Raw genomic sequence first — 18,323 nt, 5'->3', positions numbered from 1 at the left:
CGCTAATCTCCCACTTCCATAGGCTCGAAGGTCATGGTCACGGTCGTCCCACCTTCCCCTGTCTTGATGTCGAAGGATCCTCCGAGGCTGTCGATGCGTTCCCGAAGTCCGACAAGACCGAGGCTCGCTGGCCTCACCTCGGTCGGATCGAAGCCATTGCCGCGATCGCTGACCTCGACACGGACATGGCCTTTGTGCGAGACGGCGCTGACAGCCTGCTGAACGCCGCCGCCGTGGCGATAGGCGTTGTTCAAGGCTTCCTGGACGAAGCGATAGATACAGATCTTCACAGCAGGAGCAAGTTCAGGTCCATCCTCGTCGATGACGGTTTCGACATTGGTTTCGGTCTTATGCTGATGCGCTTCGACGACCCGCATGACGATCTCGGTGATCGAGGACTTCTCGATCTGCGGCAGCACCAGCCCGCTACAGATATTGCGGATCTCCGTCATCGCCTCGGCAAGGCTCGAGCGTATCCATGAAAGCTCTTTCTCGCGTGCTTCGGGCTCTGTGGAAGCGTTGATCAACAAATCGCTGTCCAGCCGCAATGAGGCATAGGCGATGTGCTGGGCCGGACCGTCGTGCAGATCGGCGCCGATGCTGCGCAGATATGTTTCGTTGAGCGCCGCCGCCCGCTGGGAGGCGCGCTGCAGCCGCCGCTGAAGCCCGCGATTTTCCGAAAGCAGCGCAGACAGTTCATTGACCCGCTCCTTGAGATCCTTGCGTTGCGCCTCGATCGTGCGACTGCCCCGAAATACCAGAGCGGAGAGAATAAGGAAAAAGATTGCCGTGAGAGCGGCGACGGCGCCCCAACTCCGGAGCCTGGCATGCGCCAGACTGTCGCTCAGTCCTTCTGCCGTCTCGTAGAACTCAATGACGGCGACCGCCTGTCCGGACCATGGCTGGAGGACAGGATTGTAGATTTCCATAAGCGGCTTGCCGAGTGCGCGCTCCTCGCTGCTTTCCGGATCGCTGGCGATCTCGTAGCGCGCGACCAGAGACCCTTCGAATGCGCTGCGGAGTTTGTCGTTGACCGGGAATTTCCTTCCCACCAGCTCCTTCTCGTTCGAATAGAGGATGGTGCCGTCGCTTCGCCACAGCTTGAACGAAACAAGACGCCTGCCGAGGGCGCCCTGACCGAGCGTCTCGTCGAGAGCCTGGGCACTGCCTTCGTCCAGCAGCGATTCCTTTTGCATGTCGGGAAGCAGCGGCGCGACGACGCTGTCCACATATAGTGCCGTTGCAGCACCGGAATTGTGGATGACTGCCTCCTCTATGAGGTGGGTGACGAGAATGCCCACCAGGAACATGGTGGCGATCGATATGAGCCCACCCGCGACGAAGAACTGGGAGGCGAGGGTGCGGGCATTCCAGCGGCGAAGCCAATTCATTTTGATACCGGCGAGAGACTTGCAGAATAACCTACCGCTTCTTTAGAGTTTTTCCAAACGGTGTCAGGGTGCGTTCCTCGTATCGAAGATCTCGGCGCCGGCTATGCTCTGGGTCAGCCGGAGGCTATCGCCTGACATGGCTGCGCCGAAAACGTAGAGAAGTGCGGCCAGAACGATAACAAGAGCGAAAACGGACGCGCTGCAGGCGCCATTGATTCGGGATCTATTAGTCTGGGACATGTTCGGATCTCCTTCGGTATCGTTCGAAACGGAGCGGAACCGGTGCCCGTTCCACATTGGGGACTTCGGTCGGAGAAGGGTGGGACCAAGGTCTGATCCCGTGGACATTCGCAGATTCAGGCATATTTCAGGCTCGATGGGCTCGGGTCTGGAGGTTTGCGAGTGACAGCTTCTGTCGATATCGAAGGCGGCGCCGGCGCCGGATCTCTCGCGCTTTTTCCGGAAAGCGTTGCCGACCTATACGAGACCTTTCTCGTGCCGATCCTCTTCGAACCCTATGCAGCGGAAATGGCAATCGTCGCCGAACGGTCGCAACCAGGCAGTGTTCTCGAGGTCGCTGCGGGGACGGGCGCTTTGACACGCGCATTACGGGCGAGGCTTGATCCGGCAACCGAGATCGTTGCTACCGACCTCAGCCAAGCGATGATTGACGTCGGCGCATCTTCGCTGACGCTGTCGCGGACCCACTGGATGCACGCCGATGCGCAAGATCTGCCGTTTGCGCCCTCGATGTTCGATCTCGTCGTCTGCCAGTTCGGCGTGATGTTCTTTCCTGATAAGCCGAAGGCCTGTGGCGAGGCTAAAAGAGTGTTGCGCAGCGGCGGTCATTTTCTGTTCTCGACGTGGGATTCACTCGAGGCCAACGATTTCGCAAGATGTGTGGATGAATGCCTGGGAAGGTTCTTCCCGTCAGATCCGCCGGATTTTTTCAGGCGCTTGCCATATTCCTACTTCGACCCCGATCTGATCAAGGCGCAACTGACTGCGGCGGGGTTTGATGCGGTGTCCTGCGATCGGGTCGAATTGACATCCGTCGCAGCCACCGCGCGCGACGTGGCTGCGGCGTTCTGCCAAGGCACTCCGCTCAGGGGAGAAATCGAACAGCGGGCGCCGGAACGTATGTCGGAAATCGTCGATCAGGTAGCCGAGCGCGTGCAATCGCGCTACGGAGCCCGTCCTAGCGGCCGCATGAGCGCGCTCATCGCCGCCGGCCGCGCATCATAATGCTGCGTGGCGCAGGGTGTCGTCTCGATCAGGCGCTTCCTCAGGCGGTCCAAGAGATCTATCCGCCCGGATATGACGGCTCATCGGACTTTAGCGGGTTTGCGTAGGAGGGGTCCTCTATCGCGCGAATGACGTGCCGCTCGATCACCAAACAGGTCTCGTCGTACTCTTGCACCAGGTTCGGATTGAACCGTCGCGTTCGAACGGAGTCGCGGGCTTCGACTGCCATCTGATAGGCTTCGAAGAGCTCGAGCAGCCACGGGTCGCGCGCTTCCATGATCAGCTTCCGCATCTGCGGCAGGCGCATCGCCAGGCGCCTGCGTCCGGCTTCCCGACGGTTGGATCGCGCCATCTCCTTCGATCTCCTGCCTATGCCCGCGATTACGCTGCTTCTCGATTCTGAAATAGCGTCGGCAACGGACGTTGGAATGGGTTTAGGACCAAAGGCCGGGATCGCTCAGACTGAGGTCCGGGGCGTGGAACGACCCCGCCTCCAGCCAGTTGGTTTGGCAGCGGTCACGAAGGCCGCTCCAACAGAAGGAGGAAACCATGCTCTCCAAACTTATCGTCGGCGCAGCAACTGCCGCGACCCTCATGTCGGGCGTCGCATTCGCCCAATCCTCGACCGTCAATGGTGCGGCCGGCGGTGCAATCACCGGAGCGATCGTCGGTGGTCCCGTTGGCGCTGCTGTCGGCGGCGTTGCCGGCGCAGTCGTCGGCACGGCGATCGATCCGCCGCCGGCAAAGGTCGTCACCTATGTCCGCGAGGCCCCGGCGCCCTCGGCACGCGTGGTCGTGAAGGAAAAGGTCGTTGTCGGTCAACCCCTGCCGGAGACGGTCGTCGTCACGCCCATTCCGGACGACCCCACCTATGCTTACGCGGTGGTCAACGATGAACGCGTCATCGTCGAACCGTCGTCCCGCAAGGTGATCCAGGTTATCAAGTGACCTGATCCTCTGCGCGGCCTCTGCCGCGCCTTCCTTCCGGAAATCAACTTTTAAGGACCCGAGAACCGCCGCACGACGGACGCCAGCGTCGTCGTGCGGCCAAAGCAACGAGCCGGCGGCCCTGCGCCGCCGGGCCTGAGGAGAGGAACATGATCTATTCCGAAGAGAAATCCGGTGGTCTGGCCGTGCCGCTGATCGCCATCATGCTGGCTATTGCCGGCATTCTCGCCGTGCTTGTCGCTACCGGCGGCCGAGAGAGCACGGCTGTCGGCCGCGTCTGGGTTCCCCAGGCGCAACAGCAAGGTTCGGGACAATGAACGCCATCGCATCCCTCGCCTTTGGCATTGTCAGCTCTGTCGGAGCCTGCATCGCTGCCGCATCTGTCGCGTCCCACGTCGTGGCGGAGTCCGAACCACACATCTTCAACGACCTCGCAGCACGCGATCTATGGACGACGACGCCAGTGAAAATCGACCCGCGGCAGCAGCGCTATGAGCGAATTCCGCCGCTCTATTCCAGCTATGTCACCGAGGCGCCGGCCATCATGATGTCAGCGGCAAGATCGGATGCCGCTCGCCCGTCAACCGAACTTCCGCCGCCTCAGCCAAAACTTTCGGCCGAACACCTTGCCTGGTGTGGGGAACGCTACCGCTCCTTCAATCCCGAAACGAACACCTATCGATCCTATAGCGGCGAGACCCGCGAGTGCTCGCCGCCGTTCCGGCAGATCACCGCCGAATCCGATGAACGCGTCGGCATGAAAGCGAATGCACAGGCGGCAGCCCGGTGCGCTGCTCGCTACAAGTCGTATCGACCGGAAGACAACACATATCAACCATGGGATGGACCGAGACGCTCCTGCGACATGTCGGATCTCGTTGCGACGCGCAATTGATCATAGGGGGTGGGCGCGATTTATGCCAAGCTGGACTGACCGGGATGTCGGACCAAAGTCCGTGTTACAAACGCTGCGGTTGTGATAACCGGTTGTATTAGAGGTTGGAGATCGGGGATGGCAACGACGCTGATAACGGAAATCCAGCAGGCGCAGACAAGGCTCCCGTTCTTGAGCAGGGCGGATAGAGGAGCCCTCATCGTTCGCATCCTCCACGAACTGAAGGCGCATCGGCGGCGCGCGCTCGGAAACGTGCCGGCCGAGCGCTGCGTTTGGATCGACACCCTCATCGCCTCCGTGTCTTCGACGATCTCGGAAATCGTCAGCATGCAGGACGCCGAGTTCAATCGTGTCCTGAACGAGTTCGAAAAGCTAATGGCGACGCTCGATGACATTTCGCATACGAAGAAGCGGCCGAAGACAATTCATTGAGGAACGGCAGCAAATGTAATGTTGCAAGACAGGCTGCAGTGGACACCTGTCTCCGTAAACGCTGCTCCTGTTACCGTTGCGTACTCCCCCGATGTCGAGCGATCCGATAGCATTCCCGGCTTCAGGCGAGGGGAGGTACGGATGGTGCGATGAGCGCGGGACATAGCGGAAACTCGGACGTGGGGAGAGCGTCGCATCGGGGGCTGCTCAAGCTGATGGTGAAGCTGCCGAGCATACGCGGTCAGCTGCAGATGATTGCAGCCCGCCGGGCGTCGCTCCTGGACCTGTGCGAGGCCTATGACGAGGCGACCGCCATGCTCGACCGACTGGAACGCGGCCAGGCGGAGGACTCTGGCGGCCTTCTTCAAGAATATCGCATTGTCTGTTCCGAAATAGAGACCGACGTCATCCAGTACTGTCTCCAGCACAAATGAACGTGCTCCGAACCGCGACACTCCTATGTGGATCCGCTAACGTTTCGGTTTTGTTGGTAATTGCGATTGCAACTTCTTGTCATCCGGGCGATAAGTTCGTTTTCTCTAATATAGCATGAACCTTGGCGGAGGGGCTGCGATGGGAGCGGACGAACATATCGCCGGACGGTGCGAGGTCGGACTGCACGAAGCCAGGGCGGAACTGGAAAGACTGCTGGCAGATCAGCGGTTTCATGCGACGGACAGGGCAAAGCGCATACTCAGATACATCGCGGAGCGCTGCTTCGAGGGAGAGAAGAGCGGGGTGAAAGCCTACGCCATCGCGCTCGACGTGCTCAATCGGCCCGCCTGTTTCGACACCAATGCGGACCCCATCGTCCGGATCGAGGTCAGCCGCCTCAGGAGCGCGCTCAGCTATTATTACGAGGCCTACGGACCGGAACTCGACGTCACCGTTCACCTTCCGGTCGGCCGTTATCTCGCCGTATTCACCCCCTCGGTGGTCATCTCCAAGCCGACGGACGAGGAGATGGAAGAGGCGGAGAACTATGTCGAACTTTCGACCGAAGACGCGCCGGCGATGACGGAGCGGAGCCGGGCCGGAATCCGCAGGGCGCAGGTCTATCGGGTGGGCGCCATCGCCATGGCTCTCGCCGCGGCAGGCGCCGCAGCGGCTTCATTCGTGGTCGGGCGTCCCGAGATGACCGTGCGTCCCCATGTCACTGTCGAGATGTCGGCCGCCGACGACGGCCATGCCGCCGAGGCGGATGGCGTAGCGAGGTACCTGGTGTCGGCGCTCTCCAAGTTCAGGACCCTCGATATCGTCGCGCGTCGGCAAAGCCCGAAGGCGCCCGTTGCCGCCTCGTATGAGATTGAATTGAAGTACTACGCCGCCGACGATGACAGGACGGTCTGGTGGCAGGTGGTCGACGGCCTTGATGGCGGCGTCCTGAAGTCGGGCGTCGACAAGGTCCAACTCGACGGCAGAAGCGAAGCCGTGGTCCGCTCCGAACTCGTGTCGATCCTTGCCCGGCGCTTCGCCAGCAGCCGCGGCGTGATCGGCAATCTCGAGGCTCACGACGACGCCTTCGCTGGAGCGCTCGGAAACGCCTGCGTGCTGAGAGGCGAGTATGCATTGGACGAGGGCGGGCGGGAAAGCGTCGCCGCCGCCCGTCCATGCCTGGAGCGGACGCTCGTGCTTGCGCCCAACAATGCCGACGCCATGGCCGTGCTCTCGCGGATCCTGGTCGTCACCGAGGGAGCCGATCCCGAGACGGCGGACTTCGCCGAGGCGACGACGCTCGCCAATCGGGCGGTCTCCGTCGATCCGGGATCCGACCGCGGCTACGTCGCGTTGATGTTGGCGCACTTCTACGCCGGCCGGACGGATGCGGCGATCGCTTCCGGAAACCGGGCGCTGACGCTCAACCCCGACAACCCCGATGTCCTCGCCAAGCTTGCCGGCGTCCTCTACAGCTCCGGTTATCGCGCCGCCGGCGTGACGCTCGCCGAGGACGCGTCCGAAAACGTCGAGGCCGTCCCCCGCGACGCCCGCATCGTGCTCGCCCTCGAAGCCTACCGGAAGGGTGACTGGTCCAACGCTTCGCTTGTTTCCGAACAGATCAATTGCAGCGATTTCGTCGTCCGGGCGATACGGGCCGCTGCCTTGGGGGAGATGGGCTCGACTGCGGCCGTGGGAAGCCTTGCCCGCCTCGAGGAGATGCTGCCGGACTACCGGACCTCTCTTAAACCGTGGATGGAGCGCCGCCGGTATCCGGCCGAGGTGATCGCGTCGCTTGAGGAGGGGCTCACCAAGGCGGAGAGAGCAACCGCGGAACGGACGCAGGCGGCCAACTGACGTCTGTTACGTTGCGTACTTGTGCCGAATCCGGCCTCCGACATTCTGTCGGCGCCGGTTGGCAGGACCGGGCAAAAGGGGGAGCCGGATGCGCTGCCCTCTATCGAAATGGGGACGATGATGACAGTCGGAATACACCGCTACGCCATTGCTCTGACGGCTGCGATGGCGCTTCCCGGCGCTGCTTTGGCGGCTGAACGCGGGGCTGGCTTTTATCTGCTCGGCTCGAAAGGCCCCGAGGCAGGCATCACGCCGCCGCCCGGCGTGTACTTTCAGAACGACATCTGGCTCTACAGCGGCGACCTCGGCGGGAACAAGCAGCTGCCGACAGGTGGCCGGCTTGCGGTGGGGGTCACCGGCGACGCGGTGCTCGCTGCTCCTAGCCTGCTGTGGGTCCTTCCCGAAGAGGTGTTGGGCGGACGCGCCGGCATCGGGGTGACGATACCCTACGGCTGGATGAACACCGATGCCGATCTGACGCTTGCCGGGCCGCGCGGCGGCGCCGTGACCGGGTCGGTCAGCGACCCCATCTTCACGATCGGCGATCCGATCGTCAGCGGTATGATCGGCTGGGACGCCGGCAATTTTCACTGGAACACCGGCCTGATGGTCAACGTGCCGATCGGCGACTATCAGGACGGCGAAATCTCCAACATCGCCTTCCACCACTGGGGCGTCGACGTCAACGCCGCTCTCACATGGCTCGACCCCGCCTCGGGCATCGAACTTTCCGGCGCGATCGGCATGACGTTCAACGCCGAGAACCCTGCCACCGACTACCGGACGGGCAATGAGCTTCACTTCGAATGGGCAGCACTCAAGCACTTCGAGCGGAAGTGGGATCTCGGCCTTGTCGGCTACGCCTACGACCAGGTGACGGGCGACAGCGGCGAGGGAGCGAACGGGCCGTTCAAGGGAAGGGCATTCGCAGTCGGCGCAACGATCGGATGGAACTTCGAAGTCGCCGACCATCCGGTCTCGGCCAGAATCAAATACTTCCATGAATTCGACGTCGAGAACCGTGCGGAAGGAGACTCGGTCTTCCTGACGATCGCGATACCGCTGTCGGTACCGAAGCGCCTCGACGTGGCCGCGAAGTGACGGCTCCCTATGCGGATCAAAGACCTCGTCAGCTTGCTCTCTTCACGCAGCGGAAGCCCACATGGCTCGTCGAAGTGTCCTCGGGCTCGGCGTGACGGGCGGCGGGGCGATAGCGGCGGCAGTAGTTCGGCGCGCAGAGGTGGGAGCCGCCCTTCAGGACGCGGCGGGCAATCCTGATCTGCGGCTGCCGGGGATCGAAGCTTGCCTCGATATCGCCGCCGCGCGGATTGGTCGGAATGCAGCAGGAGTGCTTCGCAGGTTCCGGATGGCGGGTTGACCAGAAATCGCTCGTCCATTCCCAGACATTGCCGATCATATCGTGGAGGCCGTAGCCGTTCGGCGGAAAGGCGCCGACGGGCGTTGTCCGTTCGCAACCCTTGGGCTTCGTGCTATGCGTCGGGAAGGTGCCTTGCCAGATGTTGGCCATCGGCTTGCCTGCGGGCGTCAGCTCGTCGCCCCAGGCGTATTCGGCATCGTCGAGACCGCCGCGGCCGGCCAGTTCCCATTCCGCCTCCGTGGGGAGGTCCATCCCCGCCCATTCGGCATATGCCTTTGCATCGGGATAGGCGACGTGCACCACCGGATGGTCGAGCTTCCCTCTAAGGTCGCTGAGACCGCCGAGCGGCCGCCGCCAGTTGGCTCCGAACTTGAATGTCCACCACTGCGAGATGTCGGGGCCGCTCACCTCCTTCGGCATGGTGAAGACCAGGGACCCGGCGCGGAGCATCTCAGGCCGTGCGCCCGGATAGTCATTGGGGTCGGGAATTGTCTCGGCAACGGTGACGTATCCGGTGACCTTGGCAAACTCCATGAACTTGCGGTTCGTGACTGGGGTTCGTTCGATCCAGAAGCCGTCGACCTTTACCGGGTGGGCAGGCGCCTCTTCCGGGTAATGATGGTCCGAACCCATCATGAAGGTGCGGCCCTCGATCCACACGAGGTCGGATTGCCGACGTAGTGCCGCGTCGTCGAATGCCAGTGCCATCGCCGCCTCCTCTCGTTGTCGGGCAGATTGGCGCGGGAGCGCGGGACAGGGAAGTATGCAACAGTTACAGCAACCGTAACAGCCGGCGTTCCCGCCCTCAGCCAAAGAAGATGGAGACGCGAAGACCGTTGCGCGCCTCCCACTCTTCGCAGTTACTTCTCGATGCCGCGATCCTTGAAGGATTTGTCGATCGCCTTATCGACCTCCTCGCGGACGCCCTCGATGTTGAAGCTCGCGCCTCGCTGGCTTGGGGGAAACTGGACGAAGGTCTGCAGGAACGCAGCACCCTGCAACTGGCCCTTCACCAGCAGATAGTCGTTTCGGGCGATCCAGTCGTTATATTGGTCCGACACGATGTCGGCCCGCTCATAGGGATCCATCCGAAGGTTATACAATTTGGGAACTCGCCAGGTGATCAGGGGTGTCTGCCAGACGGCGAAGCCTCCGGGAGCAGGTTGCTCCTTGAACACGACCTTCCAGTCGTCGAAGCGCGTTGCGACGAGATCGCCGTCGTCGTCGAAGTAGTAGAAGTCCTTACGCGCGCTCTTCTCCGTCTTGCCCGTGAGGTAATCGAGCTGGTTGTAACCGTCGAGATGGTTCCTGAAGCTGACGGCGCTGCCCTCCGGCTTCCATCCTTGAAGGAGACGGTTCTTGACATCCGGGTCTCCCGCCGCTGCCAGCAGGGTCGGAAACCAGTCGAGCCCGGAGAATATCTGATTTGAAATCTCGTCGGGCTTGATGTGGCCGGGCCAGCGCACCATTGCCGGAACGCGGAATGCCCCTTCCCAATTGGTGTCCTTTTCGCTGCGGAACGGCGTCGTCGCGGCGTCCGGCCACGACCACTGGTTCGGCCCGTTATCGGTCGTGTAGACGACGATGGTGTTGTCGGTCACGCCGATATCGTCAAGCGCCTTCAGAAGCTTGCCGACGTCGCCGTCGTGCTCGACCATACCGTCGGCATATTCGTTGCCGACCATGCCGCTCTGTCCGCGCATGGATTCCCGCACGTGAGTGAAGGCATGCATTCGCGTCGTATTCATCCAGATGAAGAACGGCTTGTTCTGCTTGACCTGGCGGTCGATGAAGTCGATCGCTGCTGCGGTCGTCTCGTCGTCGATCGTCTCCATGCGTTTCTTGTTCAGCGGGCCGGTGTCCTCGATCTTGCCGTCGGCCGAAACCTTGACGACCCCGCGCGGCGAATAGGCCTTGAGGAATTCCGCGTCGTCCTTCGGCCAGTAAGGAGCCTCCGGCTCCTCCTCGGCGTTCAGATGGTAGAGGTTGCCGAAGAATTCGTCGAAGCCGTGGTTGGTCGGCAGATACTCGTCCTTGTCGCCAAGGTGGTTCTTGCCGAACTGGCCGGTGGCATAGCCGAGCGGCTTCAATGCCTGGGCGATCGTAATGTCGCCCGCCTGCAGTCCGACGGGAGCTCCCGGCGCGCCCACCTTGCAGAGGCCCGTCCGCAGGCAGGTCTGCCCGGTGATGAAGGTCGAACGGCCGGCAGTACAGGAGTTTTCAGCGTAGTAGTCCGTGAACCTCATGCCCTCATTGGCGATCCGGTCGATATTGGGTGTCCGATAGCCGACCACACCGTCCGAATAGGCACTGATGTTCGTCTGCCCGACATCGTCTCCGAAGATGACAAGGATATTGGGTTTGGCGGCGGAGGCGTCTGAGGACGCCGAGGCGGTGGGAGCCGGCGCGGTCTGTGCCAGAGCTTTAACGGGCACGAGAGAAGTGGAGGCGAGGGCGACGGCCAAGGCCGCCCCTGCGCTCAGGATGCGTCTCGGAAGCGTTTTCATGGCTGCGCTCCGTTCATGTCGAATTCGCAGGTCATTGCGTTCTCCTCGGTTTCTGTCGAACGGGATCGAAAGGGGATGCCGACGTACGAACTCTTTTCGAGAAAGGGCGTAAATAGAAGTACGCAACAGTAAAAGGCACCGTAACAACGACGTTGCAGCCGTCTTTATTGGGAGAGCAGCGGAGCTCACCCGCTTCGGGAGGGGCTCGCCGACCTCCGGCGGTTTCGGCGGCACGCGCCTTTGTTACGTCGCTTGTTACCGTTGCGTACTTCCATTCATGAACGACCGCCTTCACCTTCGCCCGCAGCTCCGGTGGTTACCAAGAGGAGATGCTGGATGAGGCGGAATAACATCGGGATGGTCCTCGCATTGATCGCGGCCGGCACGGTAGCAGCACCCGCCAAGGCGGCCACTCCGTTGAGCGACGAGGACATCAGCCAGGCCTACATCTATCTGCTCGGCCGCCTCTTGGTGACACGGCAGCAGCAGCTCGACTTTCAGGAGGGTTTCAAGTGGAACGAACTGATCCACCGCAAGCCCGGTGCGGTCGACTGGCCCAATCCCAATCTGGACGTCGCCTATTCCGAGGCCTGGGTGGCTGTTGACGAAACCAGCTGCACCATCGTCACCGTCCCGGAAATTGCGGATCGATACTATACGGTGCAATTCCTGAATGGCTGGGGCGAAACGCTCGCCAATATCAATGAGCGCGTATTTCCCAACAGACGATCGGGCGACTTCGCCATGTGCTTGCAGGGGGCAAAAGTCGAGGTGCCCAGCGATGCACTGCGCATCGACCTTCCCGTTCCCCATTCGCGGGTGCTCGCGCGCGTGGCCCTCGGCGATGACCCGGATCGGGCCGTTGCCTTGCAGCAAATGTTCACCTTGCGGGCAACCGGCACGCCGAAACTGCCGGATATTCCGAAAACGCCGATCTTCGAACTCGAGCACCTTCCTGGAGCAGAGGCCTTCGATGCGGCCGCGGCGGCGCTGGAAAGTGGGCCGGACACCAATCCCGGGCTCGAACCGTTGCAGGCGCAGGTTCGCTCCATTGCCACTGCCGTTAGAGATAATCCTGACGAGCGCGAGCGCGTGGACGGCGTCATCAAGCAGCACGCCTTCCCGGAACTGGCCAAAGCAGGGGCGACGATCGGCCATGGCATCGTACACAACGGTTGGGCGCGCCCAGGCGTCGTCGGCGAATATGGGCTGGACTACCTGACGCGCACGCTGGTGAACAACGGTGGCATTTGGGCGAACATCAAACCTGAAGTGCTCTACTACCGCGGCGGAAAGGATGAGAGCGGCGAAGACCTGACCGGCGACCATGTCTACAAGCTGACCTTTCCCAAGGATGCGCTGCCGGCGCGGTTCGCAAAATACTTCTGGTCAGTGATCGCCGTCGACAATGTTCATTTCCGCGTCCTGCCCAATGCGTCGAAGCGTTACCTGCTCAACGAACAGACCCATCCCCGGTACGCCGCCGATGGATCGCTCACCCTTTATTTTGCCGCAGAAAAGCCGGCCGAAGCGCCTGACGGAAACTGGCTTCCGATACCGAAGGGCCAGAAGTATCGGCTGACCTTCCGCTTCTACGGGCCGCTCGACGGGGTCGCCAATGGCACCTACTGGCCGCCGGCGCTGGTGAAGGCCGATTGAGCCGGCCGGGGAGGGACACGGAGCATGAGCAGACTAGGACAGCATCACGCAGCCTTCACATCCTCGAAACTGGTGGCGATCATCACAGTGCTGCTGCTTTCGGCTTCCGCCGCCTTCGCGCAGAACGATCCATTGCCGTCGTGGAACGACACGCCGACGAAGCGGGCGATCCTCGATTTCGTCGAGAGCGCGACGACAGAAGGCGGGGCCGGCTTCGTCTCGCGCGAAGACCGCGTCGCCGTTTTCGACATGGACGGCACGCTCGTTCCCGAAAAGCCGGTGCCGATCGCCCTTGTTCCGGTACTGACCGACATCAAGGAAGCGGTGGCCAGGAAGCCGTTCCTCGGCGAAAAGCCGGCGGTGGCCGCATTGCTGAAGGGTGACGAGGAAGCGCTCCATGCGGCCGGCCAACAGGGCATCCTCGATCTGGTGGCCGTTGCGACGGATGGCAGGACGACCGAGGAGATCGTGAAGAATGTGAAGCCGCTGTTGGACAAGGAAACCCATCCGAAATTCGCCGTGCCTTATTCGAAGACGGTCTACCAGCCGATGCGCGAACTCCTGGCGCTGCTGGCGGAAAACGGCTTCCAGAACTGGATCTGCAGCGGCAGCCCCGTGCTGATCACGCGGGAGCTTTCGATGGAGATGTTTACAATTCCGGCGGAGAGGGTGATCGGAAGCACCGCAGGGACAAAGCTCGACGAGCGGGAGGGCAGGACCGTCCTGGTGTTCGACGGCACCATCGACAAGTTCAACGACGGCGCGGGCAAGCCCGTCGGCATCAATCTTGCAATGGGCAGGCGTCCCGTCTTCGTCGGCGGCAACGAGGGCGGGCGCGGCGACATCGCCATGATGCGCTGGTCCAAGGATCGAAACGGCCCGAGCTTCCAGCTTCTGATCGATCATGACGACGGCGAGCGGGAATACGCCTATTCGGAGTCCGACGACTACTCGCTGAACGCCGCCGGAAAATATGGCTTCCAGGTCGTCAGTATGAGGAACGACTGGAAAACGATCGTCGGAAAATGAAGGTGAGGAGGACGCGATGAGATCGAGATGTTTTGCCTTTGCCGGCGTGGTTGGAGCAACTTTGGCGGGGCTGTCCTTAAGCGTTGCGGCAGAACCCCTCTCGCTGTCGCCGGTCTGGCAGCTTTCCATGCCGTCAGGCCCGGACAGCGGGATGGAGATCACGGAACAATACGCACGGATGGTGGCGCGCGACGCCTACTTCTGGGCCTGGCCGATGATCAACATCTACAATAGACGGCTGGCCTTCGGAAAGGCGCCGAAGGTGGGGCTGATGAATGGGGTGCTGCCGTTCGCGCCGCTGAACAGGCTGTCGATGCTGCACGACTATATCCAGGCGGACCAGCGTTGGGTGGCTTGCCCGAACCAGGACGTGGTCTATGGCGGAGCCATTGCCGCACTCGACCAGACGCCCGTTGTCCTGCAGGTGCCTGACTTCGGCGGCCGCTTCTGGGTCTATCAGGTCGTTGACATCCGCACCGACAGTTTCGCGCAGCTCGGGGCGATGTATGGGACACAACCGGGCTTCTACCTGCTTGCCGGCCCGGACTGGAACGGCGAGGTTCCGAAAGGCATCACCAAGGTCTTCCGGGCGCGCACCCATACGGCCTTCTTTGGTCCGCGCGTATTCATGGACGATACGGCTGAAGACCGCGAGGCAATCCAGAAGGTCATCTCGACGATCGATCTCTATCCGCTCTCCGAATTCGATGGGAAGATGAAGGCGCATGACTGGCGCTCGCTGCCGACGCTTGGCTCGACGACGGCGGAAGGCGGAGCCGCCGAGACCAGATGGGTCTTTCCGGAAACCATCTTCCAGCAATTGCCTGAGGTGATGAGGGATGCGCCGCCGCTGCCGGGCGAGGAGGCGAAATATGCACAGATCCTGGCGGTTCTCGCCGCCGCGCAGCAGGATTCCAAGATCATGGATGCAATGATCGAGGAAGCCGCGAAGGCGGAAACGGAGTTGGTGGAGCCGCTGCTTCAGTTCCGGAATTGGGGCGTACAGCGCGACGGCCATTGGTCGACCACTGATAACAATGCCGCCTTCGGCACCGACTATTTCACTCGGACGGCGGTGGCCAAATCCAACATCCTGGTGAACGCTCCGACCGAGACCAAGTATCTCTATCAGGACCTCGACGAGGAAGGGCAGCGTCTGAGCGGTGCGATGAGCTATACCGTCACGTTTCCAAAGGGCTCCACCCCGCACGTCAATGGCTTCTGGTCCCTGACGCTTTACGACGCCCAGCACTTTTTCGTGCCAAACGCGCTGTCCCGCTACTCCTTGGGCACGAAGAACAAGACACTCGAATACAATAGCGATGGCTCTCTGACGATCTACGTTCAGCGGATGTCACCAGGCAAGGACAAAGAGTCGAACTGGTTGCCCACGCCCGCGGGCGAGTTTTCCCTCTATCTCCGCGCCTATTGGCCGCAAACGCCTGTTATGGACGGCACCTGGTCGCCGCCGCCGGTACGCAAAGGCGCCTAAATTTCGAAACGTTGCCAGTGGATGCAGAAGCCGGCCATCCCGCGGAAGGCGTCGCTGTCGCCGGAATTCTCCAACCCCTCTTGCCGCAATGGAACAAGTTGCAGCGCCGGCCATTTGTCGTCCATGAAAACAGCCCTGCCGATGTCGCTGCTCGCTCTCACCATCTCCGTTGGCGGTGCAGCCGCGCGGGAACTCCAACCCGAAGCCATCAATACCGCGTCGATTGCTTCCATTGAGGCAGGCAAGCCCAAGCCCGCAGATCCAGACCCGGCGATCGCCCGCCTTCAGGTTCTGCTCGACCGGGCGGGTTCGTCTCCAGGCGAGATCGATGGCCTCTACGGGGAAAACGTCAGCAAGGCCGTGGCCGGCTTCGAGGCGATGAACAAGCTTCCTGTCGATGGCAGGCTGGATCCGGAAGTCATCTCCCACCTGGAAGGCAATGGCCCGAACGTCGCCCCGATCGTTGAAAGCTACGTCGTTTCGGCGGAGGATGCTGCCGGCCTCGTCGACAAGATCCCCGAGGACTATGGCGAGAAGGCGAAGATGCAGAGCTTGGGATATGTGAACGTTGCCGAGAAGCTGTCCGAGCGCTTCCACATGGGTATCGATCTTCTCAATGCCCTCAACCCGGGTTCGCAGTTCGCTCCCGGCGATACGGTGTGGGTCGTGAACTCAGGTCCGCCGAGGGAAGGAAAGGTCAAGAGGATCGAAGCCGACAAGAAGACGGGGCAGGTGCTCGCCTATGCCGAGGACGGATCACTGCTTGCCGTCTATCCCGCGACGATCGGCAGCGAAGACAATCCGGCGCCGTCGGGCAAGCATAAGGTCGAGGGCGTGGCGAAGATGCCGGTCTACCGATATGACCCGAAGCGCAACTTCAAGCAGGGAAAGAACGACAAGGTCCTGACCATCCCGAAAGGACCGAATGGCCCGGTTGGCACGGTGTGGATCGATCTGACCGAACCGACCTATGGAATCCATGGCACGCCGGAGCCGAAGCTCATCGACAAGGTTGGATCGCATGGCTGTGTGCGGCTGACGAACTGGGACGCCGAAGAACTGGCCGGCATGGTCAAGCCAGGAGTCCTGGTGGACTTCGTCAATCGAAGTGCAGCCACGCCGAAGTGAGGCCCGCACCCGCCGCCTTATCGTCAGCGATTCACGACGCCTTGGCTTCGAAAGCGGGGGCGAAATCACCGAGCGATTTCGCCTTGAGGATCATGCCCTCGATATCCTGCTCCACGATCGCTTCGAGATCGGCGAAGCTGTCGATGACGTAATAGATCGGCTGGAGGATATCGATCCGGTAGGGCGTTCTCAGCACGCTCATGAGATCGAACGGCCGGAACTCGCAGGCCTTGCCTTCCATTGCCGCTTTCGCTTCGCTTGGCGATGAGACGATGCCCGCGCCAAAGCAGCGCCGGCCCTGCGGCGTGTTGATCAGGCCGAATTCGACGGTGAACCAGAAGATGCGGAACAGATGCCAGGAATAACCCTTGCCGAGACCGACGGCGGTTTCGCCGAAATGCCGGACGAAATTGGCATAGCTCTGATTGGTGAGCATCGGGCAGTGGCCGAAAACCTCGTGGAACAGGTCCGGTTCCTCGATATAGTCGATATGTTCGCGACGGCGCAGGAAGGTTGCAAGCGGGAATTTGCCTTGCGACAGAAGCTCATAAAAGCGTGAGGGCGGAATGAGGGCCGGCACGCCTTCGACGCCGAAGCCGGTGGTCTCGTTCAGGCGTCTGTTCACATCGAGAAGCTGAGGCACCTTATCAGGCGTCAGTCCCAGCAATTTGACGCCGTCCAGATATTCGCGGCACGCCGTATCGGCGAGCAGCTTCATCTGACGCCGGTAGAGCTCGCCCCATATCGCATCTTCATCCGGGGTATAGTCATAGAGGCCGTCCGGGCCGGGCAGTTTGGCGGTGTAGCTGCTTTCCTTCGTCATTCGCTGATCCTCCCAGATGCGGCGCTATTCCTCCCATTATGATCCAGGTTTGGAGGATTTTCTTTTCTTTCGTGCTGGCTGTTGCCATACTGTTGGCAAATCTTCCCGAAAGCGGCGCATAAAATGAAAGAAACTGGGAATTTTCACCGCAAGCTTCTGCAACTCGTTCAGGCCGACGGCAGCCTTTCGCTGGCAGACCTGGCCGAAAAGGCCGGCATGTCGCAGAGTTCGGCTTGGCGGAAGATCCAGGAACTGGAAGCCGACGGCGTCATCCGCAAGCGGGTGACGCTGCTCGATCCCGGAAAACTCGATCTCAAGCTCTGCGTCATTGCGCATGTGACGCTGGAGGATCACCACGAAGAGGCGGTTGCCTCTTTCGCTTCCGTTGTGCTGGAGCGGCCGGAGATCATGGAGTGTTACGCCCTGTCAGGTGCCTTCGACTATATGCTGAAGATCCGGGCGAGGGACGTGGAAAGCTACGAAGCCTTCATGACCCGCTACCTCATGCGCAATCCGCACGTGCGCACCGTCGTCTCGAGCTTCGTGCTGCGCGAGCTGAAATTCTCGACCGAACTGCCGCTCTGATTGAGATGCGTCTGCGCAGGGCGATGTTGTCGCCACGTCAATGACCCGGCATGTGCACCGGAAAGCCTTCGAATGTCTTCAGCGTGTCGAGCACGATCGACGTCTTCACATGCTGCACCGACTCGTGCGGCAACAGAACGTCGTTGACGAATTTTGAAAGGTCGGCGAGCCCGCGGGTCGCCACTTTCAGGTGATAGTCCATTTCACCGGTGAGCGCGTAGGCTTCGAGAACTTCCGGCAGTCCGTTGATCAGCTGCGAAAACCGGCGGGCATTGTCCCGGTTGTGGGTGGCAAGTGTCACCGAAATGACGACCAGCATATCGAGGCCTAGCTTCTGCTGATCGAGGTAGGCGCGGTAGCTGCGGATATATCCCTCAGCCTCCAGTCTCGTGCGCCGGCGCGAGCATTGCGACGGTGAAAGCGCGATCCGCTCGCCGAGCTCGTTGTTCGTCAACCGTCCGTCCTTTTGAAGCTCCTGGAGTAGGCGCAAATCCAATTTGTCGAGCTGTTCATCCATTG

Annotated in this window: 20 protein-coding genes; 13 read left to right on the top strand and 7 right to left on the bottom strand. The window is 61.4% G+C overall.

What is annotated here, in order from left to right; translation table 11 throughout:
* Window positions 1-2: 2 nt before the first annotated feature.
* Together FHT75_RS17530 and FHT75_RS17525 are read right to left on the bottom strand one after the other, a co-directional pair.
* On the bottom strand, window positions 3-1,391 hold the full coding sequence (locus tag FHT75_RS17530; RefSeq protein ID WP_063475389.1) for a sensor histidine kinase: 1,389 nt from the start codon (window positions 1,389-1,391) through the stop codon (window positions 3-5).
* Window positions 1,392-1,454: 63 nt separating this feature from the next.
* The gene (locus tag FHT75_RS17525) at window positions 1,455-1,631 is read right to left on the bottom strand and encodes a hypothetical protein (protein WP_176707376.1); all 177 of its coding nucleotides are present in this window, start codon (window positions 1,629-1,631) and stop codon (window positions 1,455-1,457) included.
* A gap of 162 nt (window positions 1,632-1,793) precedes the next feature.
* Here FHT75_RS17525 and FHT75_RS17520 point away from each other — a divergent pair, with 162 nt between their 5' ends.
* Entirely contained in the window at window positions 1,794-2,636 is an 843-nt protein-coding gene (locus FHT75_RS17520; RefSeq protein ID WP_063475390.1) for a class I SAM-dependent methyltransferase, read from the top strand.
* Window positions 2,637-2,694: 58 nt separating this feature from the next.
* Here FHT75_RS17520 and FHT75_RS17515 read toward each other — a convergent pair whose 3' ends face one another.
* Complete coding sequence (locus FHT75_RS17515; RefSeq protein ID WP_063475391.1) at window positions 2,695-2,988, bottom strand: hypothetical protein; 294 nt, start codon at window positions 2,986-2,988, stop codon at window positions 2,695-2,697.
* 197 nt (window positions 2,989-3,185) lie between these two features.
* Here FHT75_RS17515 and FHT75_RS17510 point away from each other — a divergent pair, with 197 nt between their 5' ends.
* From FHT75_RS17510 to FHT75_RS17480, 7 genes are all read left to right on the top strand, one after another.
* Window positions 3,186-3,584: a DUF1236 domain-containing protein gene (locus tag FHT75_RS17510; RefSeq protein ID WP_063475392.1), complete on the top strand. Its 399-nt coding sequence runs from the start codon at window positions 3,186-3,188 to the stop codon at window positions 3,582-3,584.
* Between the two features lie 149 nt (window positions 3,585-3,733).
* Window positions 3,734-3,901, top strand: coding sequence for a hypothetical protein (locus tag FHT75_RS17505; protein WP_176707377.1), 168 nt, complete (start codon window positions 3,734-3,736; stop codon window positions 3,899-3,901).
* Window positions 3,898-4,479 carry a BA14K family protein gene (locus FHT75_RS17500; RefSeq protein ID WP_063475393.1) on the top strand — a complete coding sequence of 194 codons (582 nt, stop codon included), beginning with the start codon at window positions 3,898-3,900 and terminating at the stop codon, window positions 4,477-4,479. The genes FHT75_RS17505 and FHT75_RS17500 overlap by 4 nt, the downstream gene beginning before the upstream one ends.
* Window positions 4,480-4,596: 117 nt before the next feature.
* Window positions 4,597-4,911 carry a hypothetical protein gene (locus tag FHT75_RS17495; protein ID WP_063475394.1) on the top strand — a complete coding sequence of 105 codons (315 nt, stop codon included), beginning with the start codon at window positions 4,597-4,599 and terminating at the stop codon, window positions 4,909-4,911.
* Window positions 4,912-5,060: 149 nt separating this feature from the next.
* Window positions 5,061-5,345, top strand: a complete 285-nt coding sequence (locus FHT75_RS17490) for a hypothetical protein (RefSeq protein ID WP_063475395.1) — start codon at window positions 5,061-5,063, stop codon at window positions 5,343-5,345.
* Between the two features lie 139 nt (window positions 5,346-5,484).
* Window positions 5,485-7,203, top strand: coding sequence for a hypothetical protein (locus tag FHT75_RS17485; RefSeq protein WP_063475396.1), 1,719 nt, complete (start codon window positions 5,485-5,487; stop codon window positions 7,201-7,203).
* Window positions 7,204-7,323: 120 nt separating this feature from the next.
* Window positions 7,324-8,304 (top strand): transporter, encoded by a 981-nt coding sequence (locus tag FHT75_RS17480; RefSeq protein ID WP_063475651.1) that lies wholly within the window; start codon window positions 7,324-7,326, stop codon window positions 8,302-8,304.
* 28 nt (window positions 8,305-8,332) lie between these two features.
* Here FHT75_RS17480 and FHT75_RS17475 read toward each other — a convergent pair whose 3' ends face one another.
* Together FHT75_RS17475 and FHT75_RS17470 are read right to left on the bottom strand one after the other, a co-directional pair.
* Window positions 8,333-9,289, bottom strand: coding sequence for a formylglycine-generating enzyme family protein (locus tag FHT75_RS17475; RefSeq protein ID WP_063475397.1), 957 nt, complete (start codon window positions 9,287-9,289; stop codon window positions 8,333-8,335).
* Between the two features lie 152 nt (window positions 9,290-9,441).
* The gene (locus FHT75_RS17470; RefSeq protein WP_063475398.1) at window positions 9,442-11,088 is read right to left on the bottom strand and encodes an arylsulfatase; all 1,647 of its coding nucleotides are present in this window, start codon (window positions 11,086-11,088) and stop codon (window positions 9,442-9,444) included.
* A 336-nt stretch (window positions 11,089-11,424) separates the two neighbouring features.
* Between FHT75_RS17470 and FHT75_RS17465 the strand changes: the two genes are divergently transcribed.
* The 4 genes from FHT75_RS17465 to FHT75_RS17450 all read left to right on the top strand — a co-directional run bounded on the left by FHT75_RS17465 (window position 11,425) and on the right by FHT75_RS17450 (window position 16,396).
* On the top strand, window positions 11,425-12,747 hold the full coding sequence (locus FHT75_RS17465) for a DUF1214 domain-containing protein (protein ID WP_063475399.1): 1,323 nt from the start codon (window positions 11,425-11,427) through the stop codon (window positions 12,745-12,747).
* Window positions 12,748-12,771: 24 nt separating this feature from the next.
* On the top strand, window positions 12,772-13,776 hold the full coding sequence (locus tag FHT75_RS17460; RefSeq protein ID WP_063475400.1) for a haloacid dehalogenase-like hydrolase: 1,005 nt from the start codon (window positions 12,772-12,774) through the stop codon (window positions 13,774-13,776).
* A 16-nt stretch (window positions 13,777-13,792) separates the two neighbouring features.
* Window positions 13,793-15,268, top strand: a complete 1,476-nt coding sequence (locus tag FHT75_RS17455) for a DUF1254 domain-containing protein (RefSeq protein ID WP_063475401.1) — start codon at window positions 13,793-13,795, stop codon at window positions 15,266-15,268.
* 114 nt (window positions 15,269-15,382) lie between these two features.
* Window positions 15,383-16,396 (top strand): L,D-transpeptidase, encoded by a 1,014-nt coding sequence (locus FHT75_RS17450; RefSeq protein ID WP_063475652.1) that lies wholly within the window; start codon window positions 15,383-15,385, stop codon window positions 16,394-16,396.
* Window positions 16,397-16,427: 31 nt separating this feature from the next.
* Here the strand turns inward: FHT75_RS17450 and FHT75_RS17445 are convergent, their stop codons facing one another.
* Window positions 16,428-17,219 (bottom strand): phenylalanine 4-monooxygenase, encoded by a 792-nt coding sequence (locus FHT75_RS17445; RefSeq protein WP_047614550.1) that lies wholly within the window; start codon window positions 17,217-17,219, stop codon window positions 16,428-16,430.
* Window positions 17,220-17,342: 123 nt separating this feature from the next.
* Here FHT75_RS17445 and FHT75_RS17440 point away from each other — a divergent pair, with 123 nt between their 5' ends.
* Window positions 17,343-17,804 carry an Lrp/AsnC family transcriptional regulator gene (locus tag FHT75_RS17440; RefSeq protein ID WP_029867957.1) on the top strand — a complete coding sequence of 154 codons (462 nt, stop codon included), beginning with the start codon at window positions 17,343-17,345 and terminating at the stop codon, window positions 17,802-17,804.
* Between the two features lie 37 nt (window positions 17,805-17,841).
* Here FHT75_RS17440 and FHT75_RS17435 read toward each other — a convergent pair whose 3' ends face one another.
* A complete protein-coding gene (locus FHT75_RS17435; RefSeq protein ID WP_029867958.1) occupies window positions 17,842-18,321 on the bottom strand; it encodes an Lrp/AsnC family transcriptional regulator in 480 nt (159 codons plus the stop codon).
* Window positions 18,322-18,323: the final 2 nt, after the last annotated feature.

This window comes from Rhizobium sp. BK112, from assembly GCF_014193215.1.
GTDB lineage: Bacteria > Pseudomonadota > Alphaproteobacteria > Rhizobiales > Rhizobiaceae > Rhizobium > Rhizobium anhuiense.
The sequence above is the reverse complement of the archived record's forward strand: the minus strand, read 5'-3'. Positions and strand labels throughout refer to the sequence as shown.